The 13,455-nt window shown below is 73.5% G+C and carries 12 protein-coding genes, 2 tRNA genes and 1 pseudogene; 3 read left to right on the forward strand and 12 right to left on the reverse strand.

The window, feature by feature from the left end:
- Window positions 1-233: 233 nt before the first annotated feature.
- On the reverse strand, window positions 234-467 hold the full coding sequence (locus tag LO772_RS11150) for a hypothetical protein (protein WP_231778247.1): 234 nt from the start codon (window positions 465-467) through the stop codon (window positions 234-236).
- On the opposite strand from LO772_RS11150, the gene LO772_RS11155 reads away from it, so the two are divergent.
- On the forward strand, window positions 445-1,158 hold the full coding sequence (locus tag LO772_RS11155; protein ID WP_231778248.1) for an SGNH/GDSL hydrolase family protein: 714 nt from the start codon (window positions 445-447) through the stop codon (window positions 1,156-1,158). The two genes, LO772_RS11150 and LO772_RS11155, sit on opposite strands and share 23 nt — an antisense overlap.
- Window positions 1,159-1,485: 327 nt before the next feature.
- Here the strand turns inward: LO772_RS11155 and LO772_RS11160 are convergent.
- The 5 genes from LO772_RS11160 to LO772_RS11180 form a co-directional block, all read right to left on the reverse strand.
- Window positions 1,486-1,562 (reverse strand) — tRNA-Ile (locus LO772_RS11160).
- A gap of 386 nt (window positions 1,563-1,948) precedes the next feature.
- Complete coding sequence (locus tag LO772_RS11165) at window positions 1,949-2,548, reverse strand: hypothetical protein (protein WP_231778249.1); 600 nt, start codon at window positions 2,546-2,548, stop codon at window positions 1,949-1,951.
- Window positions 2,545-3,063: an RNA polymerase sigma factor gene (locus LO772_RS11170; protein WP_231778250.1), complete on the reverse strand. Its 519-nt coding sequence runs from the start codon at window positions 3,061-3,063 to the stop codon at window positions 2,545-2,547. Before LO772_RS11170 ends, LO772_RS11165 begins: the two co-directional genes overlap by 4 nt.
- A 544-nt stretch (window positions 3,064-3,607) precedes the next feature.
- Complete coding sequence (locus LO772_RS11175) at window positions 3,608-4,090, reverse strand: LPXTG cell wall anchor domain-containing protein (RefSeq protein WP_231778251.1); 483 nt, start codon at window positions 4,088-4,090, stop codon at window positions 3,608-3,610.
- Window positions 4,091-4,278: 188 nt separating this feature from the next.
- Window positions 4,279-4,351 (reverse strand) — tRNA-Asn (locus LO772_RS11180).
- A 262-nt stretch (window positions 4,352-4,613) separates the two neighbouring features.
- Between LO772_RS11180 and LO772_RS11185 the strand changes: the two genes are divergently transcribed.
- On the forward strand, window positions 4,614-4,931 hold the full coding sequence (locus LO772_RS11185) for a YtxH domain-containing protein (protein ID WP_231778252.1): 318 nt from the start codon (window positions 4,614-4,616) through the stop codon (window positions 4,929-4,931).
- An 82-nt stretch (window positions 4,932-5,013) separates the two neighbouring features.
- Here the strand turns inward: LO772_RS11185 and LO772_RS11190 are convergent, their stop codons facing one another.
- Both LO772_RS11190 and LO772_RS11195 read right to left on the reverse strand, forming a co-directional pair.
- Window positions 5,014-6,483 (reverse strand): FGGY-family carbohydrate kinase, encoded by a 1,470-nt coding sequence (locus tag LO772_RS11190; RefSeq protein ID WP_231778253.1) that lies wholly within the window; start codon window positions 6,481-6,483, stop codon window positions 5,014-5,016.
- 73 nt (window positions 6,484-6,556) lie between these two features.
- Window positions 6,557-7,339 (reverse strand): TetR/AcrR family transcriptional regulator C-terminal domain-containing protein, encoded by a 783-nt coding sequence (locus tag LO772_RS11195; RefSeq protein ID WP_231778254.1) that lies wholly within the window; start codon window positions 7,337-7,339, stop codon window positions 6,557-6,559.
- Between the two features lie 122 nt (window positions 7,340-7,461).
- On the opposite strand from LO772_RS11195, the gene LO772_RS11200 reads away from it, so the two are divergent.
- Window positions 7,462-8,064 carry an NADPH-dependent FMN reductase gene (locus LO772_RS11200; RefSeq protein ID WP_231778255.1) on the forward strand — a complete coding sequence of 201 codons (603 nt, stop codon included), beginning with the start codon at window positions 7,462-7,464 and terminating at the stop codon, window positions 8,062-8,064.
- Between the two features lie 121 nt (window positions 8,065-8,185).
- Here LO772_RS11200 and dnaG read toward each other — a convergent pair whose 3' ends face one another.
- The 4 genes and pseudogenes from dnaG to whiG all read right to left on the reverse strand — a co-directional run bounded on the left by dnaG (window position 8,186) and on the right by whiG (window position 12,787).
- Window positions 8,186-10,099 (reverse strand): DNA primase, encoded by a 1,914-nt coding sequence (gene dnaG, locus LO772_RS11205; RefSeq protein WP_231778256.1) that lies wholly within the window; start codon window positions 10,097-10,099, stop codon window positions 8,186-8,188.
- 422 nt (window positions 10,100-10,521) lie between these two features.
- A pseudogene (locus tag LO772_RS36265) lies at window positions 10,522-10,605 on the reverse strand (hypothetical protein); the annotation flags it as partial.
- A 33-nt stretch (window positions 10,606-10,638) separates the two neighbouring features.
- Window positions 10,639-11,904 carry a deoxyguanosinetriphosphate triphosphohydrolase gene (locus LO772_RS11210; protein ID WP_231778257.1) on the reverse strand — a complete coding sequence of 422 codons (1,266 nt, stop codon included), beginning with the start codon at window positions 11,902-11,904 and terminating at the stop codon, window positions 10,639-10,641.
- 46 nt (window positions 11,905-11,950) lie between these two features.
- The gene (whiG, locus tag LO772_RS11215) at window positions 11,951-12,787 is read right to left on the reverse strand and encodes an RNA polymerase sigma factor WhiG (protein ID WP_231778258.1); all 837 of its coding nucleotides are present in this window, start codon (window positions 12,785-12,787) and stop codon (window positions 11,951-11,953) included.
- Window positions 12,788-13,455 lie beyond the last annotated feature (668 nt).

A 13,455-nucleotide genomic window follows, 5' to 3' on the forward strand; every position in this document is an offset into this window, starting at 1 on the left:
GCGAGGATGCTGTTGAGTGGGACGCGGATGTCCGCCCGGGCGGGCGGGGTGGAACGGGAGGGGACGGCGGTGGCCGCAGGTACGGGGAAGCGGATGGTCCGCGGGCGAATACCGCGCGCGGGCACAGGGGTTCGCGGGCGACCGCGCCGGCGCCACCGGGTGGCCACGCTGGCGGCGGCGGCGATCCTCACGGCGGTGGCCGGGTGTTCGTCGGATCCCGCGGGGACACCCGATCAACTGCGGTCCGCCGCGGACATGTTCGTTCCGACGCAGGCCCCGGGCACCAGCGGGGCGCCCCAGGCCCCCGCGACCGTGCCCCCCTCCCCCGCGGGCGCGACGGCGGCACCGACCACTCCGGCCGCACCCACCACGACGGCGCCCGGCACCCCCGCGGCGCCGAGCACGTCCGCGCGGCCGACCGGGCCGTACCCGAAGCCCGCGTCGATGGCCGCGCTCGGCGACTCCATCACCCGGGCGTACGACGCGTGTTCGATTCCGCTCAAGGACTGCCCGTCGAAGTCCTGGGCCACCGGCGACGACGTCGACAGCCAGGCGAAGCGCCTCGGCCTGCCGCGCGACGCGGTGTACAACAACGCCCGCACGGGCGCGCGCATGTCGGATCTGGCCGAGCAGGCCCGGGCGACGGTCGGCCAGCGTGTGGAATACGTCACGGTACTGATGGGTGCCAATGACGCATGCCGTGACAAAGAGAGCCAGATGACCTCGGTCGCCGACTACGAGCGACAGTTTCGCGAGGGGCTCGCGGTGCTGCGCCAAGGCCTGCCCGGTGTGCGGGTGTTGGTCGTGAGCGTGCCCGACATCGCCCGGCTGTGGGAGGTCGCGCGCGGTGAGCGGATGGCGCGGCTGGTCTGGTCGCGGGGCATCTGCCAGACGATGCTGGCCGATCCGGAGTCGACCAAACCGGGCGACATCGAGCGTCGGCAGCGGGTGCGTGACCGGGTCACGGCGTACAACGACGTGCTGCGTCGGGTGTGCGGTGAATGGGCGGACCAGTGCCGCTATGACGGCGGGGTGGTCAACGCGCACCGGTTCGGCAAGGGCGATCTCAGCCACTGGGACTGGTTCCACCCGGGCGGCAAGGGCCAGGGGATACTGGCCGACCTCACGACGCGCGCCGGCTACTCCTGGAAGAACTGATGGCGCGGGGGCGGCTTTTGCGCCCGGTCGGCCCACTTGTCGGGCCGTTCTTCGGCCCCCGGCCGGGCATGCGTCGCTCCGGTCGGGGCATCGCCACCCGTCGCTTGTCACTCGTTCGAGTGAAATGCCGCAGTTCGCCGGGGGGCAGGGTTGCCAAGCTCACGCCGAAGCGCGACAGTAGCCGGGCCAACACATTCCGTGATCATCACGAAGATGCATGCGGCGTCTCCGTCTTCGGGGGAAGCCTCGCGCATCGCCTCTGGTGTCTTCGCCGTACCAGAGGGCGTCGCGATTCCGTGCATGCCTTCTCCACGCATGCCGTTCTCTTGGTAGGGCGGGTGGGACTCGAACCCACGACCGAGGGATTATGAGTCCCTTGCTCTAACCGGCTGAGCTACCGCCCCGCGCCGAACCTCACCGGTATCGGCCTCGGCAGCATAGCCGTTTCCCCAACAACCCTGCTCGCTGGGTTTCGCGAACCGGCCCTCCCGGCACGCCGATCCGCGGCCGTACACCCTTGGTGCGCCCGGGTCGTGCCGGGCCGCGGCCGTTGCGCCGTTCGGTCGACGGCTCCGCCGATCTCCGCTGCGAGGAAGCGCGTTCTGCGGTGTGCCCGGGTGGCTGCTTGTAGGCGCGGACCGGTCGCCGCGGTGTCGGCTCGCTCCGCGCCGTGCGCCGACGAACGTGATGCCGACCGGAAGACCGGCCACGAGTTCGGCGGGAACGCTGGTCGCGGGACGGCCGGCCGGCGGCGCGGCCTGCGAACTCCGGTCTTGTGTCGCCGTTCCGGTCAACCGGAGGGTGTCGCGGTGGCCCGCTGGGGTTCGGCGGCGGTCGCGCGGGGTTCCGTGGGCGTCCCGGTCCGGGCGGCGCCCGGAGTGCCGGGGCGCGGTGGTCCGGGGCTGGCGGACACGGCCGTGGGTACGGCCGTTCGCGTCTCCGTCGGCGACGACGGGACCTCGGGTGAGGGGGTGGCGGGCGGGACCGGATCGGGGCCGGCCGGGTCGGGGGTCGGCGAGGGTGGCGGCGACGTCGGCACCGCCGTGGGGTCGGGTGCGTCGGAGGCGGGCGGCGGTTGGTCCGCGGGCGGCCGGGACGGATCGGGGGCCGGGACGGTGACGGATCGGCCGGGGGGAACGGTGGTCGAGTCGTCGTGGTCCGGGGACAGCACCACCCATCCGGCGACCGCGCCGACCGTGAGCAATCCGGCCGTGAGAGGGGCGATCGTCCGCATTCCCCAGGTGCGGGGCCGCGTGAACCGCCGACGGGCGGGTTCGGGACGCGGCGGCCGGGCCGGGCCGAGGGTGTCGGGGGTGATGGCGGCGGCGCGGCGGGCGAAGTGGCCGCGTACGCGCTCTTCCAGCAGGCGCAGGTCGTCGTCGGAGGTCATCGGGGCGACTCCAGCATCCGGTGCAGACTCTTCAGCGCACGGTTCGCGGTGGACTTGACGGTCCCCTGGGCCATGCCGAGGGTGCGGGCGATGTCGGCTTCGGTGAGTCCGGCGTAGTAGCGCAGCACCAGCACCTCGCGCTGCCGTGGCCGCAACGCGTCGATCGCCGCGCGGAGCCGGTGGTCCTCTTCGGCGCGTATCGCGTCCTCCTCCGGGGAGGGCGCGGGCGGCAGGTGCGGCGGGACCCACATGCGCGCGGTCCGTCGGCGGCGCAGGACCGAGCGGGCTCCGTTGACGACGCTGCGGCGCAGGTAGCGGAGCGGGTCGTCGACACCGGCCAGGGCCGGGCCTCGCCGCTGGTAGGCCGCCGTGAACGCGTCCTGCACCACGTCCTCGGCGGTTTCCCGGTCGTCGGTCAGGAGTGCGGCCAGGCGTACGAGTTCGAGGCGGTGGGCGTGGTACAGCGCGGTGATGTCGCCCTGCTCCGGTGGGGGCGGGGAGGTCGCCGCGGGCATGTCCGGGGTCGGACGGGGGTCTCGGACGTCGTGGCTCGGACGGGCGTCGGCGAGGGCCGCCGCGCTGCCGCGCGCTCGCGGTGGCACCGCCCGCGACACCGCGGGGCCGCCCCGGGGCGTCGTGGCGCGCCGGAGGAACCGAACGGTCCGGGCCGGCCATGCGAACGGCCATGGCCATGACGGCACTTCGTATCCCGCGGGGAACGCGGGGCGGGGCGGGCGGGGCCCGGCGAAGAGCCCGGAAAGCGCGGGCAGGGAGCGGCCCTCCATCGTCGTGCGCTCGCGGCGCCGGGCCGGTTCCCCGTCGGGTGACGGGGTGTTCCGGCCCCGGTGCCGGTCGGCGCGGGCGGCGGGCCCCGGGAGTCCGGGGCCTCGTGGGTCGGTGCGCCCGGTGTCGCGGCGGTATGCGGTCACGGCCGTGGGCCCCGTGCCGGGGTCGGCACGGGGCCATGATGGCGCGGACCCGACCGGACCGCGTCGGGTGGTGTCCGGGGCGGTGGCCGCGGGCCGCCGGTTCGCGGCGGGCGGCCACCGCGCCCGGGTCTCAGGTGGTCGAGCGCCCGCGGCGGGTCGTGGCGAAGACGCCGCCCGCGCCCAGGAGCAGCAGCGCGCCTCCGGCCACGGTGTAGACGACTGTCATGTTGTCGCCTCCGGTGTGGGCCAGTTCCTCTCGAACGGGCGCCGGGGCGGCGGTGGCCGGAACGGGTGCCGGCACGGCGGTGGCCGGGACCGGCGACGCCGCGGACGGCTCGCCCGGCGGGACCGGGCGCGGAGTCGCGGGGGCGACGGCCGGGCGGCTCGTCTGCGCCGGCGTGGCCTCGGCGGGACGGGCCGGCGGCTGCGTGGGCTCCGCCGGGCGCGGGGCCGCGACGGTCGGCACGGCGCTGGGCGCGGACGGGGCCGTGGGGGCGGGCTTGGCGCTGGGCTCGCCGGGCTGTTCGGCGGCGTTGGCGACGCCGGCGCCCAGGGCCAGGAGCGCGCACGCCGAGACCAGGGCTCCGGTGATACGGCGGGAAGTTGGGGACAAGTCCGGACTCCTTCGGAGAAAGCGGAAGGGACGTACCGCGTGGGACGGGGTACGGGTGTCCAGACGTGCGGGTCGGGCCGAGGTTCCGCTTTTTCTCGTCCTTCTCGCGGAAACGCGAAAATTTCGCGGCCGGTTCCGGACGGCAAAAACCCCACGGCCGGGGCCATGGGGTGGTCTCTGCGGGGTTGCTCCCCCGACTGGACTCGAACCAGTAACCTGCCGGTTAACAGCCGGCTGCTCTGCCAATTGAGCTACAGGGGATTGAGCTGACCGCGTGGGGCGCTCTCTGCGTGGAATACATTAGCGCACTTCGAGGAGTGCCTCGTACACCGGTTTTCGCCGTGCGGCCGTGCTCCCGGTGGCGGGGCGTGCACACAGGGTGCCGGTTCCTGGGAGAATCGGCGGACGACCCCGGGCTCCCGTCCGCAGCGCGGCGGCGGCCCGCACCGGCGGTTGTCCCGTGTGACGTGCGGGTAGTCGTGGACCTGCAGGGACGGGACCGCACCTCACGAAGGGATTCCTCATGGGCACCCGCATCACCTTCGTCGCCGGCCTCGCCGTCGGATACGTCCTGGGCGCCAAGGCCGGACGCGACCGCTACGAACAGATCCGCAAGGCGACCCGCGAATTCGTCGACAGCGCGCCGGTGCAGAACGCGGGCCAGGCCGCCGCCGACTTCGGGCGCGAGCGCGGCGGGAAGGCCGTGCAGAAGCTCGGCGAGCACCTGCCGGAGCGCGTGGGCCGTCACCTGCCGGAGCGGTTCGGCGGGCAGTCGGCGAACGGCGATCGGGCACACGATGCCCGCTCGGCGGCGCAGCGGCGGTACGACGACGGTCTGTGAACCGGACGACGGCGGCCGGGATCCCCCGTCCGAGCCGGTGGTCGCCTTGGGGCGGCCACCGGCTCTTCCGTGTTCCGGCGGGTCAGTTCCTGCGGTGCCGACCGCCTGTGGCGCCGCCGGTCTCACGCACCGCGGCCTCGGGGTGCAGGCGGTCGCGCACGTCGGCGTACTGCTCGCGAACGGCGGCGCCCGCGAGCGCTTCCGCGTCGTCGGCCACGGTGAACGCGGCGGCCGGCTGGGGCCAGGTCGGGGTGTCGGGTTTCCCGCTCAGTGCCCAGGCCGCCTGACGGGCCATGCCGGAGGCGGCGGCGCGGGCCGACTCGTCGGGTTCGGGGACGGCGACCGGGACGCCGAAGACCAGGGGGGCGATCGCGCGGACGGCCGCCGAGCGGGCGCCGACGCCGATGAGGTAGACGCGCTCGACGGCGACACCGGCCGCGCGCAGCACGTCGAGCCCGTCCGCCAGGCCGCACATCATGCCTTCGACGGCCGCGCGGGCGAACGCCTCGGGGGTCATGCTCTCGCGGTGCAGGCCCGTGAGGGTGCCGGCGGCGTGCGGGAGGTTCGGCACGTGTTCGCCGTCGAGGTAGGGCAGCATCACCAGGCCGCACGCGCCGGGTGTGGAGGCCAGCGCGAGTGCGTCGAAGCCGGCGGTGTCGACGCCGAGCATGGCCGCGGTGCCGCGCAGGACGCGTACCGCGTTGAGCGTGCGGACGACGGGGAGGCGGCGTCCGGAGGCGTCCGCGAGGCAGGCGATCGACGGGGCGGCGACGGTGCCGTCGTGGACCGCGAAGGCGGTGCCGGCCGAGCCGACCGATACGACGACGTCGCCGTGGCCGATGCCGAGGCCGAAGGCGAGTGCGGCCTCCGCGCCCGCACCGGCGGAGATGACGAGGTCTTCGGGGGTGCGGCCGGCCTGGTCGCCGGGGCCGACGACGCGCGGGAGGCGCAGCGCGCGGCCGAACGCCCGCTCGGCGAGGTCCTCGCGCCATCCGCCGGTTTCCGGGGACCAGTAGCCGGTGGTCGACGCGTCGGACCGGTCGGTGGTCAACTCGGAGGGGCAGCCCAGCAGTTGCCAGGTGAGCCAGTCGTGCGGCAGGGCCGCGGCGACGACGCGGTCGGCGTCCTCGGGGGCGAGGTGCCGGAGTCTGCGCAGGTGCGACGCGGCGGTCGCGGCGTCGGGGACGAGCCCGACGGCGTCCAACCAGGCCTTGGGGCCGCCGAGTTCGTCGACGAGCTCGGCGGCGGCGCCGGACGCGCTGATGTCGTCGTGGGGCAACGGCGGTGTGACGACGACGCCTTGGGCGTCGAGGGGGATCAGGCCGTGGCCCTGGGCGGTCACGCCGATCGCCTCGACGCCGTCGAGGGTGCCGCCGCCGGCGGCCTCGCCGAACGCCCGCAGCCACGAGACCGGGTCGCCGTGCGCGCCGTCGGCGAAGCGGACGAGAGTCTGGCGGCGCACCTGGCCGCTGTCCCCGTCGCATACGACGATCCGGGCGGCCCGGTGCGAGCAGTGGACCCCGGCGACGAGACGACCGCGCATGCTGACCATGGCCGCAGTTTAGGAGCAGGAGGGCACCCGTCCGGGCGACGTCCGCAATCCTGTACGGGAGCGGGGGGCGTGCTCAGATGCCGAGGCGGGCGGCGATGCCGTCCAGGACGCAGTCGAGGCCGAGGCGGAAGCGCCGGTCCGCGTCGTCCTTGTGGCGCGCTTCTTGTCCGTAGCGGCGGTAGACGGGGTAGCGGCCCGAGTCCATGAGCCACTGCATGGGGGGACCGTAGGCGTCGCGCAAGTCGTCGCCGGTGGCCCATTGCTGACGTTCCATCAGCTGCAACTGGCCGACCTCGTCGGTGAGTGCGCCGCGCACGTACGCCGCCACGGTCTGCTGTGCGGCGGCCATCGTGTCGATGTCGAGGCCGAGGTTGTCGAGGGCCGCGAGGCCACGTTCGACCGAGGCCATGACGTGGGGTGTGACGGTGACGACGCGGCGGGCCGCGAGTTCGACGGACCAGGGGTGGCGCAGGGCGATGGCCCGCAGCTGGTGGGCGTGGGTGGCGAGGACGTCGCGCCAGGTCTCGCCGGGGAGCACGGGGTGGTCGTACTCGGCGTAGGCGGTGTCGAGCATCAGCTCGAACAGTTCCTCCTTGTGGGCGACGTAGCGGTAGAGCGCCATGGTCGTGACGCCGAGGTGGCCGGAGAGCTTGCGCATCGAGACCGCTTCGAGGCCGTCGGTGTCGGCGATGTCCACGGCGGCGGCGGCGATGGACGCGTGGGTGAGCGTCGCGCGCGGGGCCTTCGCGGGACGGTCGATGCGCTGCCAGATGGACGCGGCTTGGGGCTGCCCGTCGCCGGTGGGGCCGTCCGGGGATCCGGGGTGGCGTGTGCTGTCCTGCGGTCCCTGCGGCATGGCCGGTTCCTTTCCCATGGGCGCGTACACCGTACCAACGACTGTACGGCGTACACATCGATGTGTACGGTGTTATCAACGCTGATACGGCGTACACATCACTCTTGCCTCGGGAGAAGTCCATGTCCACCACGGCCCCCACCACCGAACAACTGCGCTTGGCCGTCATCGTCGGCAGCACCCGCGGCGGGCGGTTCGGCCCGACCGTCGCGGCGTGGTTCGCGGACCTGGCCCGGCAGCGCGACGACCTGGCCGTCGACGTCGTCGACCTCGTCGAGACCCCGCTGCCGGCGGTGCTTCCCGGGTTCGACGGCCCGTCGGCCGAGGACGCGGCGCTGTTCGGCGCCGTCACCCCGCGCCTGGCCGCCGCCGACGCGTTCGTCGTCGTCACCCCCGAGTACAACCACAGCTTCCCGGGCGCGCTCAAGAACCTGGTCGACGCGCACTACGAGCAGTGGCAGGCCAAACCGGTCGGCTTCGTCTCCTACGGCGGGCTCTCGGGCGGACTGCGGGCGGTCGAAGCGCTGCGCGTGGTCTTCGCCGAACTGCACGCGGTGACCGTGCGCGAGACCGTCAGCTTCCACGGCGCCGCGGGCACCTTCGACGGTCCGGTGCCCCAGGACGCGGCCGGAGCGGGTGCCGCCGCGAAAACCCTGCTCGATCAGGTGGTGTGGTGGGCACGGGCGCTGCGGGACGCCAAGGCGGTTCGGCCGTACGGCACCTGACGCGTCCGGACGCGAACCCGTCGTGCGCGGGTCGGGCACCGCCGGTCGCGCGGGGCCCGGTCGGGCCGACGGCTCGGGGGTGACGCGGTGACGCCGCGTCGCGCCCGCGCTCCCTCCCCGGTCACAGGGCCGCGGCACCGCCGTCGAGCAGCGAGCGGCGGTATTTCTCCAGGTCCATCAACTCCTGGAAGGTCGCCGCGTATTCGTCCGGGGCGGCGGTGGGGTCCTGGCGGTGCAGCCGCGACTTCACGTCGGCGATACGGGTGTCGGCGGAGAACGTGCGCAGCCGCACGAGGCAGTCTCCGGCGTAGAAGTCGTCGGGAGCGCCCGGCGTGCGCACCGGCTCGACGGCCAGCTCGGTGATCAGCGCGCGGACCGTGTCGTCGGCCGCGGCCTCGCGCACCGCCGTGATCCACTCCGTGCGCGCGGCGGGGCCGTTGACGCCTCCCGCGGCGCCGATCGCGGTGCGCACGGCGGCGTACGGCGGCACGGTGAACTCGTCGATGCCATAGCCGTCGAACACCCGGGCGACCAACTCGGGGTACTGCAAGGCGAGTTTGAGCACCTCCCGCTGGACCATCTGGCGCGGGTCACGCGGATTGGGACGGAAGCCGCGCTGGTGGTCCGGGAGGCCGCCGCCGGGGGGCTGCGACGCGGGCTGGGCGCCCGCCGCGCGCTGGTCGCCGCCCGCGGCTCGTTCGCGCTTCCAGCGGGCGAGTTGCGCGACGCGGCCGACGACGAAGCGCTCGTCCAGGAACCCGAGCCAGGAATCGAGGCGTACGGCGTAGGTGTGCCGCAGCGCCTGGTCCTTGATGTCGGCGACGATCGGCGCGGCGGCGTCCAGCGCGGCGACGCGGCCCTCGGCGGTGGTCAGGTCGTGGCCCTCGATACGGCTGCGGATCGCGAACTCGAAAAGGGGCACGCGCGTATCGACCAGATCGCGCACCGCCTGGTCGCCGCGCGCCTGCCGCAGATCGCACGGGTCCATGCCCGAGGACTCGACCGCGACGAACGTGCGCGTGACGAACCGCTGGTCCTCCTCGAACGCCCGCAGCGCGGCCTTCTGCCCGGCGGCGTCGCCGTCGAACGTGTAGATGACCTCGCCGCGGAAGCCGTCGCTGTCCATCAGGAGCCGACGCAGGACCTTGATGTGCTCGGCGCCGAACGACGTGCCGCAGGTCGCGATCGCTCCCGTGACGCCCGCGAGGTGGCAGGCCATGACGTCGGTGTATCCCTCGACGACGACCGCCCGGCCGCTGCGGGCGATGTCCTTCTTCGCCAGGTCGAGGCCGTACAGCACCTGCGACTTCTTGTAGATCGGCGTCTCGGGGGTGTTGAGGTATTTCGGCCCGTTGTCGTCCTCGCGCAGCCGCCGGGCGCCGAAACCGATCACGTCGCCCGCGATGTCGCGGATCGGCCACACCAGGCGCCCCCGGAAGCGGTCCATCGGCCCGCGGCGGCCTTCGCTGGCGAGGCCGCCGGTGAGCAACTCCTCGGCGGTGAAGCCGCGCCCGCGCAGGAAGCGCACCAGGGCCTCCCAGCCGGCGGGGGCGTACCCGACCCCGAAATGCTCGGCGTCCGCCTGCGTGAACCCCCGGTCGGCGAGGAACTGCCGGGCCACCAGCGCCTCGGCCGAGCCCAGTTGCTCGGCGAAGAACGCGGTCGCGGCCTTGTGGGCCTCCACGAGCCTGGTACGGCGGCCCTGCTGCCTGCCGGGGTTGTAGCCGCCCTCCTCGTAGCGCAGCTCGATGCCGTATTGCCCGGCAAGGCGCTCGACGGTCTCGGAGAACGTGAGGTGTTCGACCTTCTGGACGAAGTCGAGCACGTCGCCGCCCTCTTGGCAGCCGAAGCAGTGGTAGAAGCCCTTGCTCGGCGAGACGTTGAACGACGGGGACTTCTCGTCGTGGAACGGGCACAGGCCCTTGAGATTGCCGCCGCCCGCGTTGCGGAGCTGAAGGTGCTCCCCGACGACGTCCTCGATCCGGGCCGCCTCGCGGACCCGCTTGACATCCTCGTCCCGAATCCGGCCCGCCATGGACGGAAGTCTACGGCGCCCGGGAGACAGCCAGAACGGCGGCAGGACAGCCCCGCACAGGGACGATTCGAGCGAACGACGGCCTGACGACGGGGTGGGAGGCGCGGGCGGGACGGGGGCCGCTCCCCGCACGACCGGCTCCGCCGACGGGCGGACGGGCGGACGGGCGGACGGGCGGACGGCACGGTGGCGTTCCGCATCCCCTCCCCGCGTGCTCCGGGCGCCGGCAGCCGACGGGCACCGTCGCCACCCGGCTGCGCAACGGCCTGACGGGGACAGGTGGGGACGGCATGCGGCAGGCGGATGGGGACGACAGGTGGCCGAGGCCGCATGGAGCTCGCGTGCCCCCCGCGCGGTGCGGGTGCCCGGCGGCCGACGGAATCGCCCCCAGCCCGCCGACGCGATGGCGCGGTATCGGTGAGGGAGGCGACCTGGTCGACCACGACGCGCAGGCGAGCGGCGTCGTCCGGGGCGGCGGTGTGGTCGACGCGGAGGGCGGGGTCCAGTGTCTCGGGTGCGACGGCGTGCCCGCGCTCGGTTCAGCCCGCCGACGCCAGCGCGCGATGCAGGGCCACCGCGGCGGCGTCGGTGAGGGACGCGACCTGGTCGACCACGACGCGCAGGCGAGCCGCGTCGTTCCGGGCGGCGGTGTGGTCGGCGCGGAGGGCGGGGTCCAGTGTCTCGGGGGCCCCGGCGGCCAGCATTGCCACGAGGTCGGAGACGATCGCGCGTTGTCGGCCGCGGCGTCGTTCGAGTTCGGCGCTGCCCATGACGTAGTACGCGGTGAGTGCCTTGAGCACGGCGCATTCGACGCGCGCCTCGCGCGGCACCAAGAGGTCGGCGGCGTACCGCCCGCCCGGCACCGGACCGTGGAAGGCCCGGGTCTCGACCTCGGCGGCCAGGCAGAACCGGCCGATCAACGAGCTGGTGGTGTTCTTGAGGCCCGCCTGCGCGCGGCGCGACGCGTCGAAGCCCTTCGGCCAGAACTCCGTGCCCAGAAGGCGCGCGAGCGCTTCGTCGAGTTCGTCCTCGGGCGCGAGGATGTAGCGGCTCGCGGCAAGCGCCAGCACCTCGGCGCGTTCACCGGGATCGGTCAGCCGGTCGAGATCGAGCCGCCCCGAGTACACCGCGTCCTCGAAGTCGTGGACGCTGTAGGCGACATCGTCCGACCAGTCCATCACCTGGGCCTCCAGGCTCCGGCGGCCCTCCGGCGCCCCTCGGCGCACCCACGCGAACACGTCGAGGTCGTCCTCGTAGACGCCGTAGGCGCGTCGGCCTTCCGTGCGCGGCCACGGGTATTTCAGGACGGCGTCCAGCCCGGCCCGTGTGAGGTTGAGGCCGACACTCCGCACCGCCGCCCCGGCACCCGGCGACGCGAACGTCTTGGGCTCCAGGCGCGTCAGCAGCCGCAGGCTCTGCGCGTTGCCCTCGAAGCCGCCGCACGCTCGGGCCGCTTCGTCCAAGGCCTCCTCGCCGGTGTGGCCGAACGGCGGATGCCCCAGGTCGTGGGCCAGGCACGCGGCCTCGACCAGGTCGGCGTCGCAGCCGAGCGCCTGCCCGAGTTCGCGGCCGATCTGACCGCACTCCAGCGAGTGCGTCAGGCGCGTACGGGGCACCTGGCGGTCGTCGGGCGGGCTCTCCCCCGGCACCACGACCTGCGTCTTTCCGGCGAGTCGGCGCAGGGCGGCGGAGTGCAGCACACGGGCCCGGTCGCGCTGGAAGGCGGTCCGCCCCGGGCGCTTCCCGGGCTCGAGTACCCAGCGCTCGCGGGCGGCATCGTCGTACGCCGTGCTCGGGTCGGCCATGTGACCACACTAAGGACCGGTTCGGACAACCGGGGACATCGCCGACTCAGCGCATGTCGGCCAGTTTTCCCCGGAGCTGGAGGACGGCCTTGGTGTGGATCTGACATGTCCGGCTCTCGGTGACGCCGAGGACCTGGCCGATCTCCGCGAGCGTCAGGCCCTCGAAGTAGTACAGCGTGACCACCGTTTTCTCCCGTTCGGGCAGCGCGTTGATCGCGCGCGCGAGAAGGTGGCGCATTTCGCGCGCCTCGGCCACCTCGACCGGGTTGTCGGCCGTGGTGTCCTCCAGCGTGTCGACCAAACGGTCGCCGGTCTCCGAGCCGGCGTGCAGGAGTTCGTCCAACGCCATGACGTTGACCAGCGAGATCTGGCTGAAGATCGTGTGCAGGTCGTCGAGCCCGATGCCCATCTCAACCGCGACTTCGGCGTCGGTCGGGGTGCGGTTGAGGCGCCCTTCGAGCGTGGCGTACGCCTGCTCGACGTTGCGCGCTTTCTGGCGCACCGACCGCGGAATCCAGTCGAGCGCCCGGAGTTCGTCGATGATCGCGCCGCGAATGCGGCTGATCGCGTACGTTTCGAACTTGATCGCGCGGTCCAGGTCGAACTTCTCGATCGCGTCGATGAGTCCGAAAATCCCGTACGAGACGAAGTCGGCCTGGTCGACACTCGCGGGCAGGCCGACGCCGACGCGGCCCGCGACGTACTTCACCAGCGGCGAGTAGTGCAGGATCAGGCGCTCGCGCAGGCGCGGGTCTCCGGACAGCTTGAAGTCACGCCAGAGAGTGTCCAGCGCGCGGTTCGGGTCGCCACCGCGCGGACCGGCCGCTTCCGGGCCGGGAGCGGTCGTGGTGGCGCCGTCACGCCCTGGGATGTGCTTGGGCATACGTGACCTTGAGTCGTTCCACCGAGACGTGCGTACAGAACTGCGTCGTCGCGAGCGTAGCGTGACCGGACGATTCCTGAATGCTACGAAAGTCCAGTGCTCGTTCGCTCGGCGGGGCAGCGCTCCGCACCCGAAACCCGCGCGAAGCCGGAATCCCGGCGCCCGGAAGGACGGGCACCGGCACAACGACACCGCGCACACGCGCCGTTACACCCCGGCGGCGTTGCCGAACAGTAAGGCGACTGTGCCTGATCCGTGAGGAACACGGCGGCCCGGACCGGCACCCGCGCATGCGGCGAAGCCGGGTGGGCCGACGGACGCCCCTCGCGCCTTGGCGCGCGGCCGTGCCGCGGCCGACACGGGCTATCGCCCCGCCGGGCGGCACCGCGACGAAACGCACGGGTTGGGCCCGGCGTTCGGCGCGGCGACGAATCTCGGCGACAAGCACCCCCTTACGGTGATCAGTCCGCCACCCAGCGTCAAGTACCGCCACACGGGTGCCACCCCCGACCACGCCGCGGTGCGCCCACTCGCCCGGCACTCCGACCCGTGGATCGGAGGTCGGCGGGGTGGCCGTCGGCCGGGTCGGTCGGCGTCGGTGCGGCGCCATACGTGGTGGACCGCACCCGGCCGAAGACACCGGCGTCGTACCCGGGGTCAGTCGCCCT

The organism is Yinghuangia sp. ASG 101 (assembly GCF_021165735.1).
GTDB lineage: Bacteria > Actinomycetota > Actinomycetes > Streptomycetales > Streptomycetaceae > Yinghuangia.

Coding starts and splice junctions, on each gene's coding strand:
- LO772_RS11155 (WP_231778248.1), top strand. CDS start 445: ATGGCCGCGCTCGGCGACTCCATCACCCGGGCGTACGACGCGTGTTCG.
- LO772_RS11150 (WP_231778247.1), bottom strand. CDS start 467: ATGGAGTCGCCGAGCGCGGCCATCGACGCGGGCTTCGGGTACGGCCCG.
- LO772_RS11165 (WP_231778249.1), bottom strand. CDS start 2,548: ATGACCTCCGACGACGACCTGCGCCTGCTGGAAGAGCGCGTACGCGGC.
- LO772_RS11170 (WP_231778250.1), bottom strand. CDS start 3,063: ATGCCCGCGGCGACCTCCCCGCCCCCACCGGAGCAGGGCGACATCACC.
- LO772_RS11185 (WP_231778252.1), top strand. CDS start 4,614: ATGGGCACCCGCATCACCTTCGTCGCCGGCCTCGCCGTCGGATACGTC.
- LO772_RS11190 (WP_231778253.1), bottom strand. CDS start 6,483: ATGGTCAGCATGCGCGGTCGTCTCGTCGCCGGGGTCCACTGCTCGCAC.
- LO772_RS11195 (WP_231778254.1), bottom strand. CDS start 7,339: ATGCCGCAGGGACCGCAGGACAGCACACGCCACCCCGGATCCCCGGAC.
- LO772_RS11200 (WP_231778255.1), top strand. CDS start 7,462: ATGTCCACCACGGCCCCCACCACCGAACAACTGCGCTTGGCCGTCATC.
- dnaG (WP_231778256.1), bottom strand. CDS start 10,099: ATGGCGGGCCGGATTCGGGACGAGGATGTCAAGCGGGTCCGCGAGGCG.
- LO772_RS11210 (WP_231778257.1), bottom strand. CDS start 11,904: ATGGCCGACCCGAGCACGGCGTACGACGATGCCGCCCGCGAGCGCTGG.
- whiG (WP_231778258.1), bottom strand. CDS start 12,787: ATGCCCAAGCACATCCCAGGGCGTGACGGCGCCACCACGACCGCTCCC.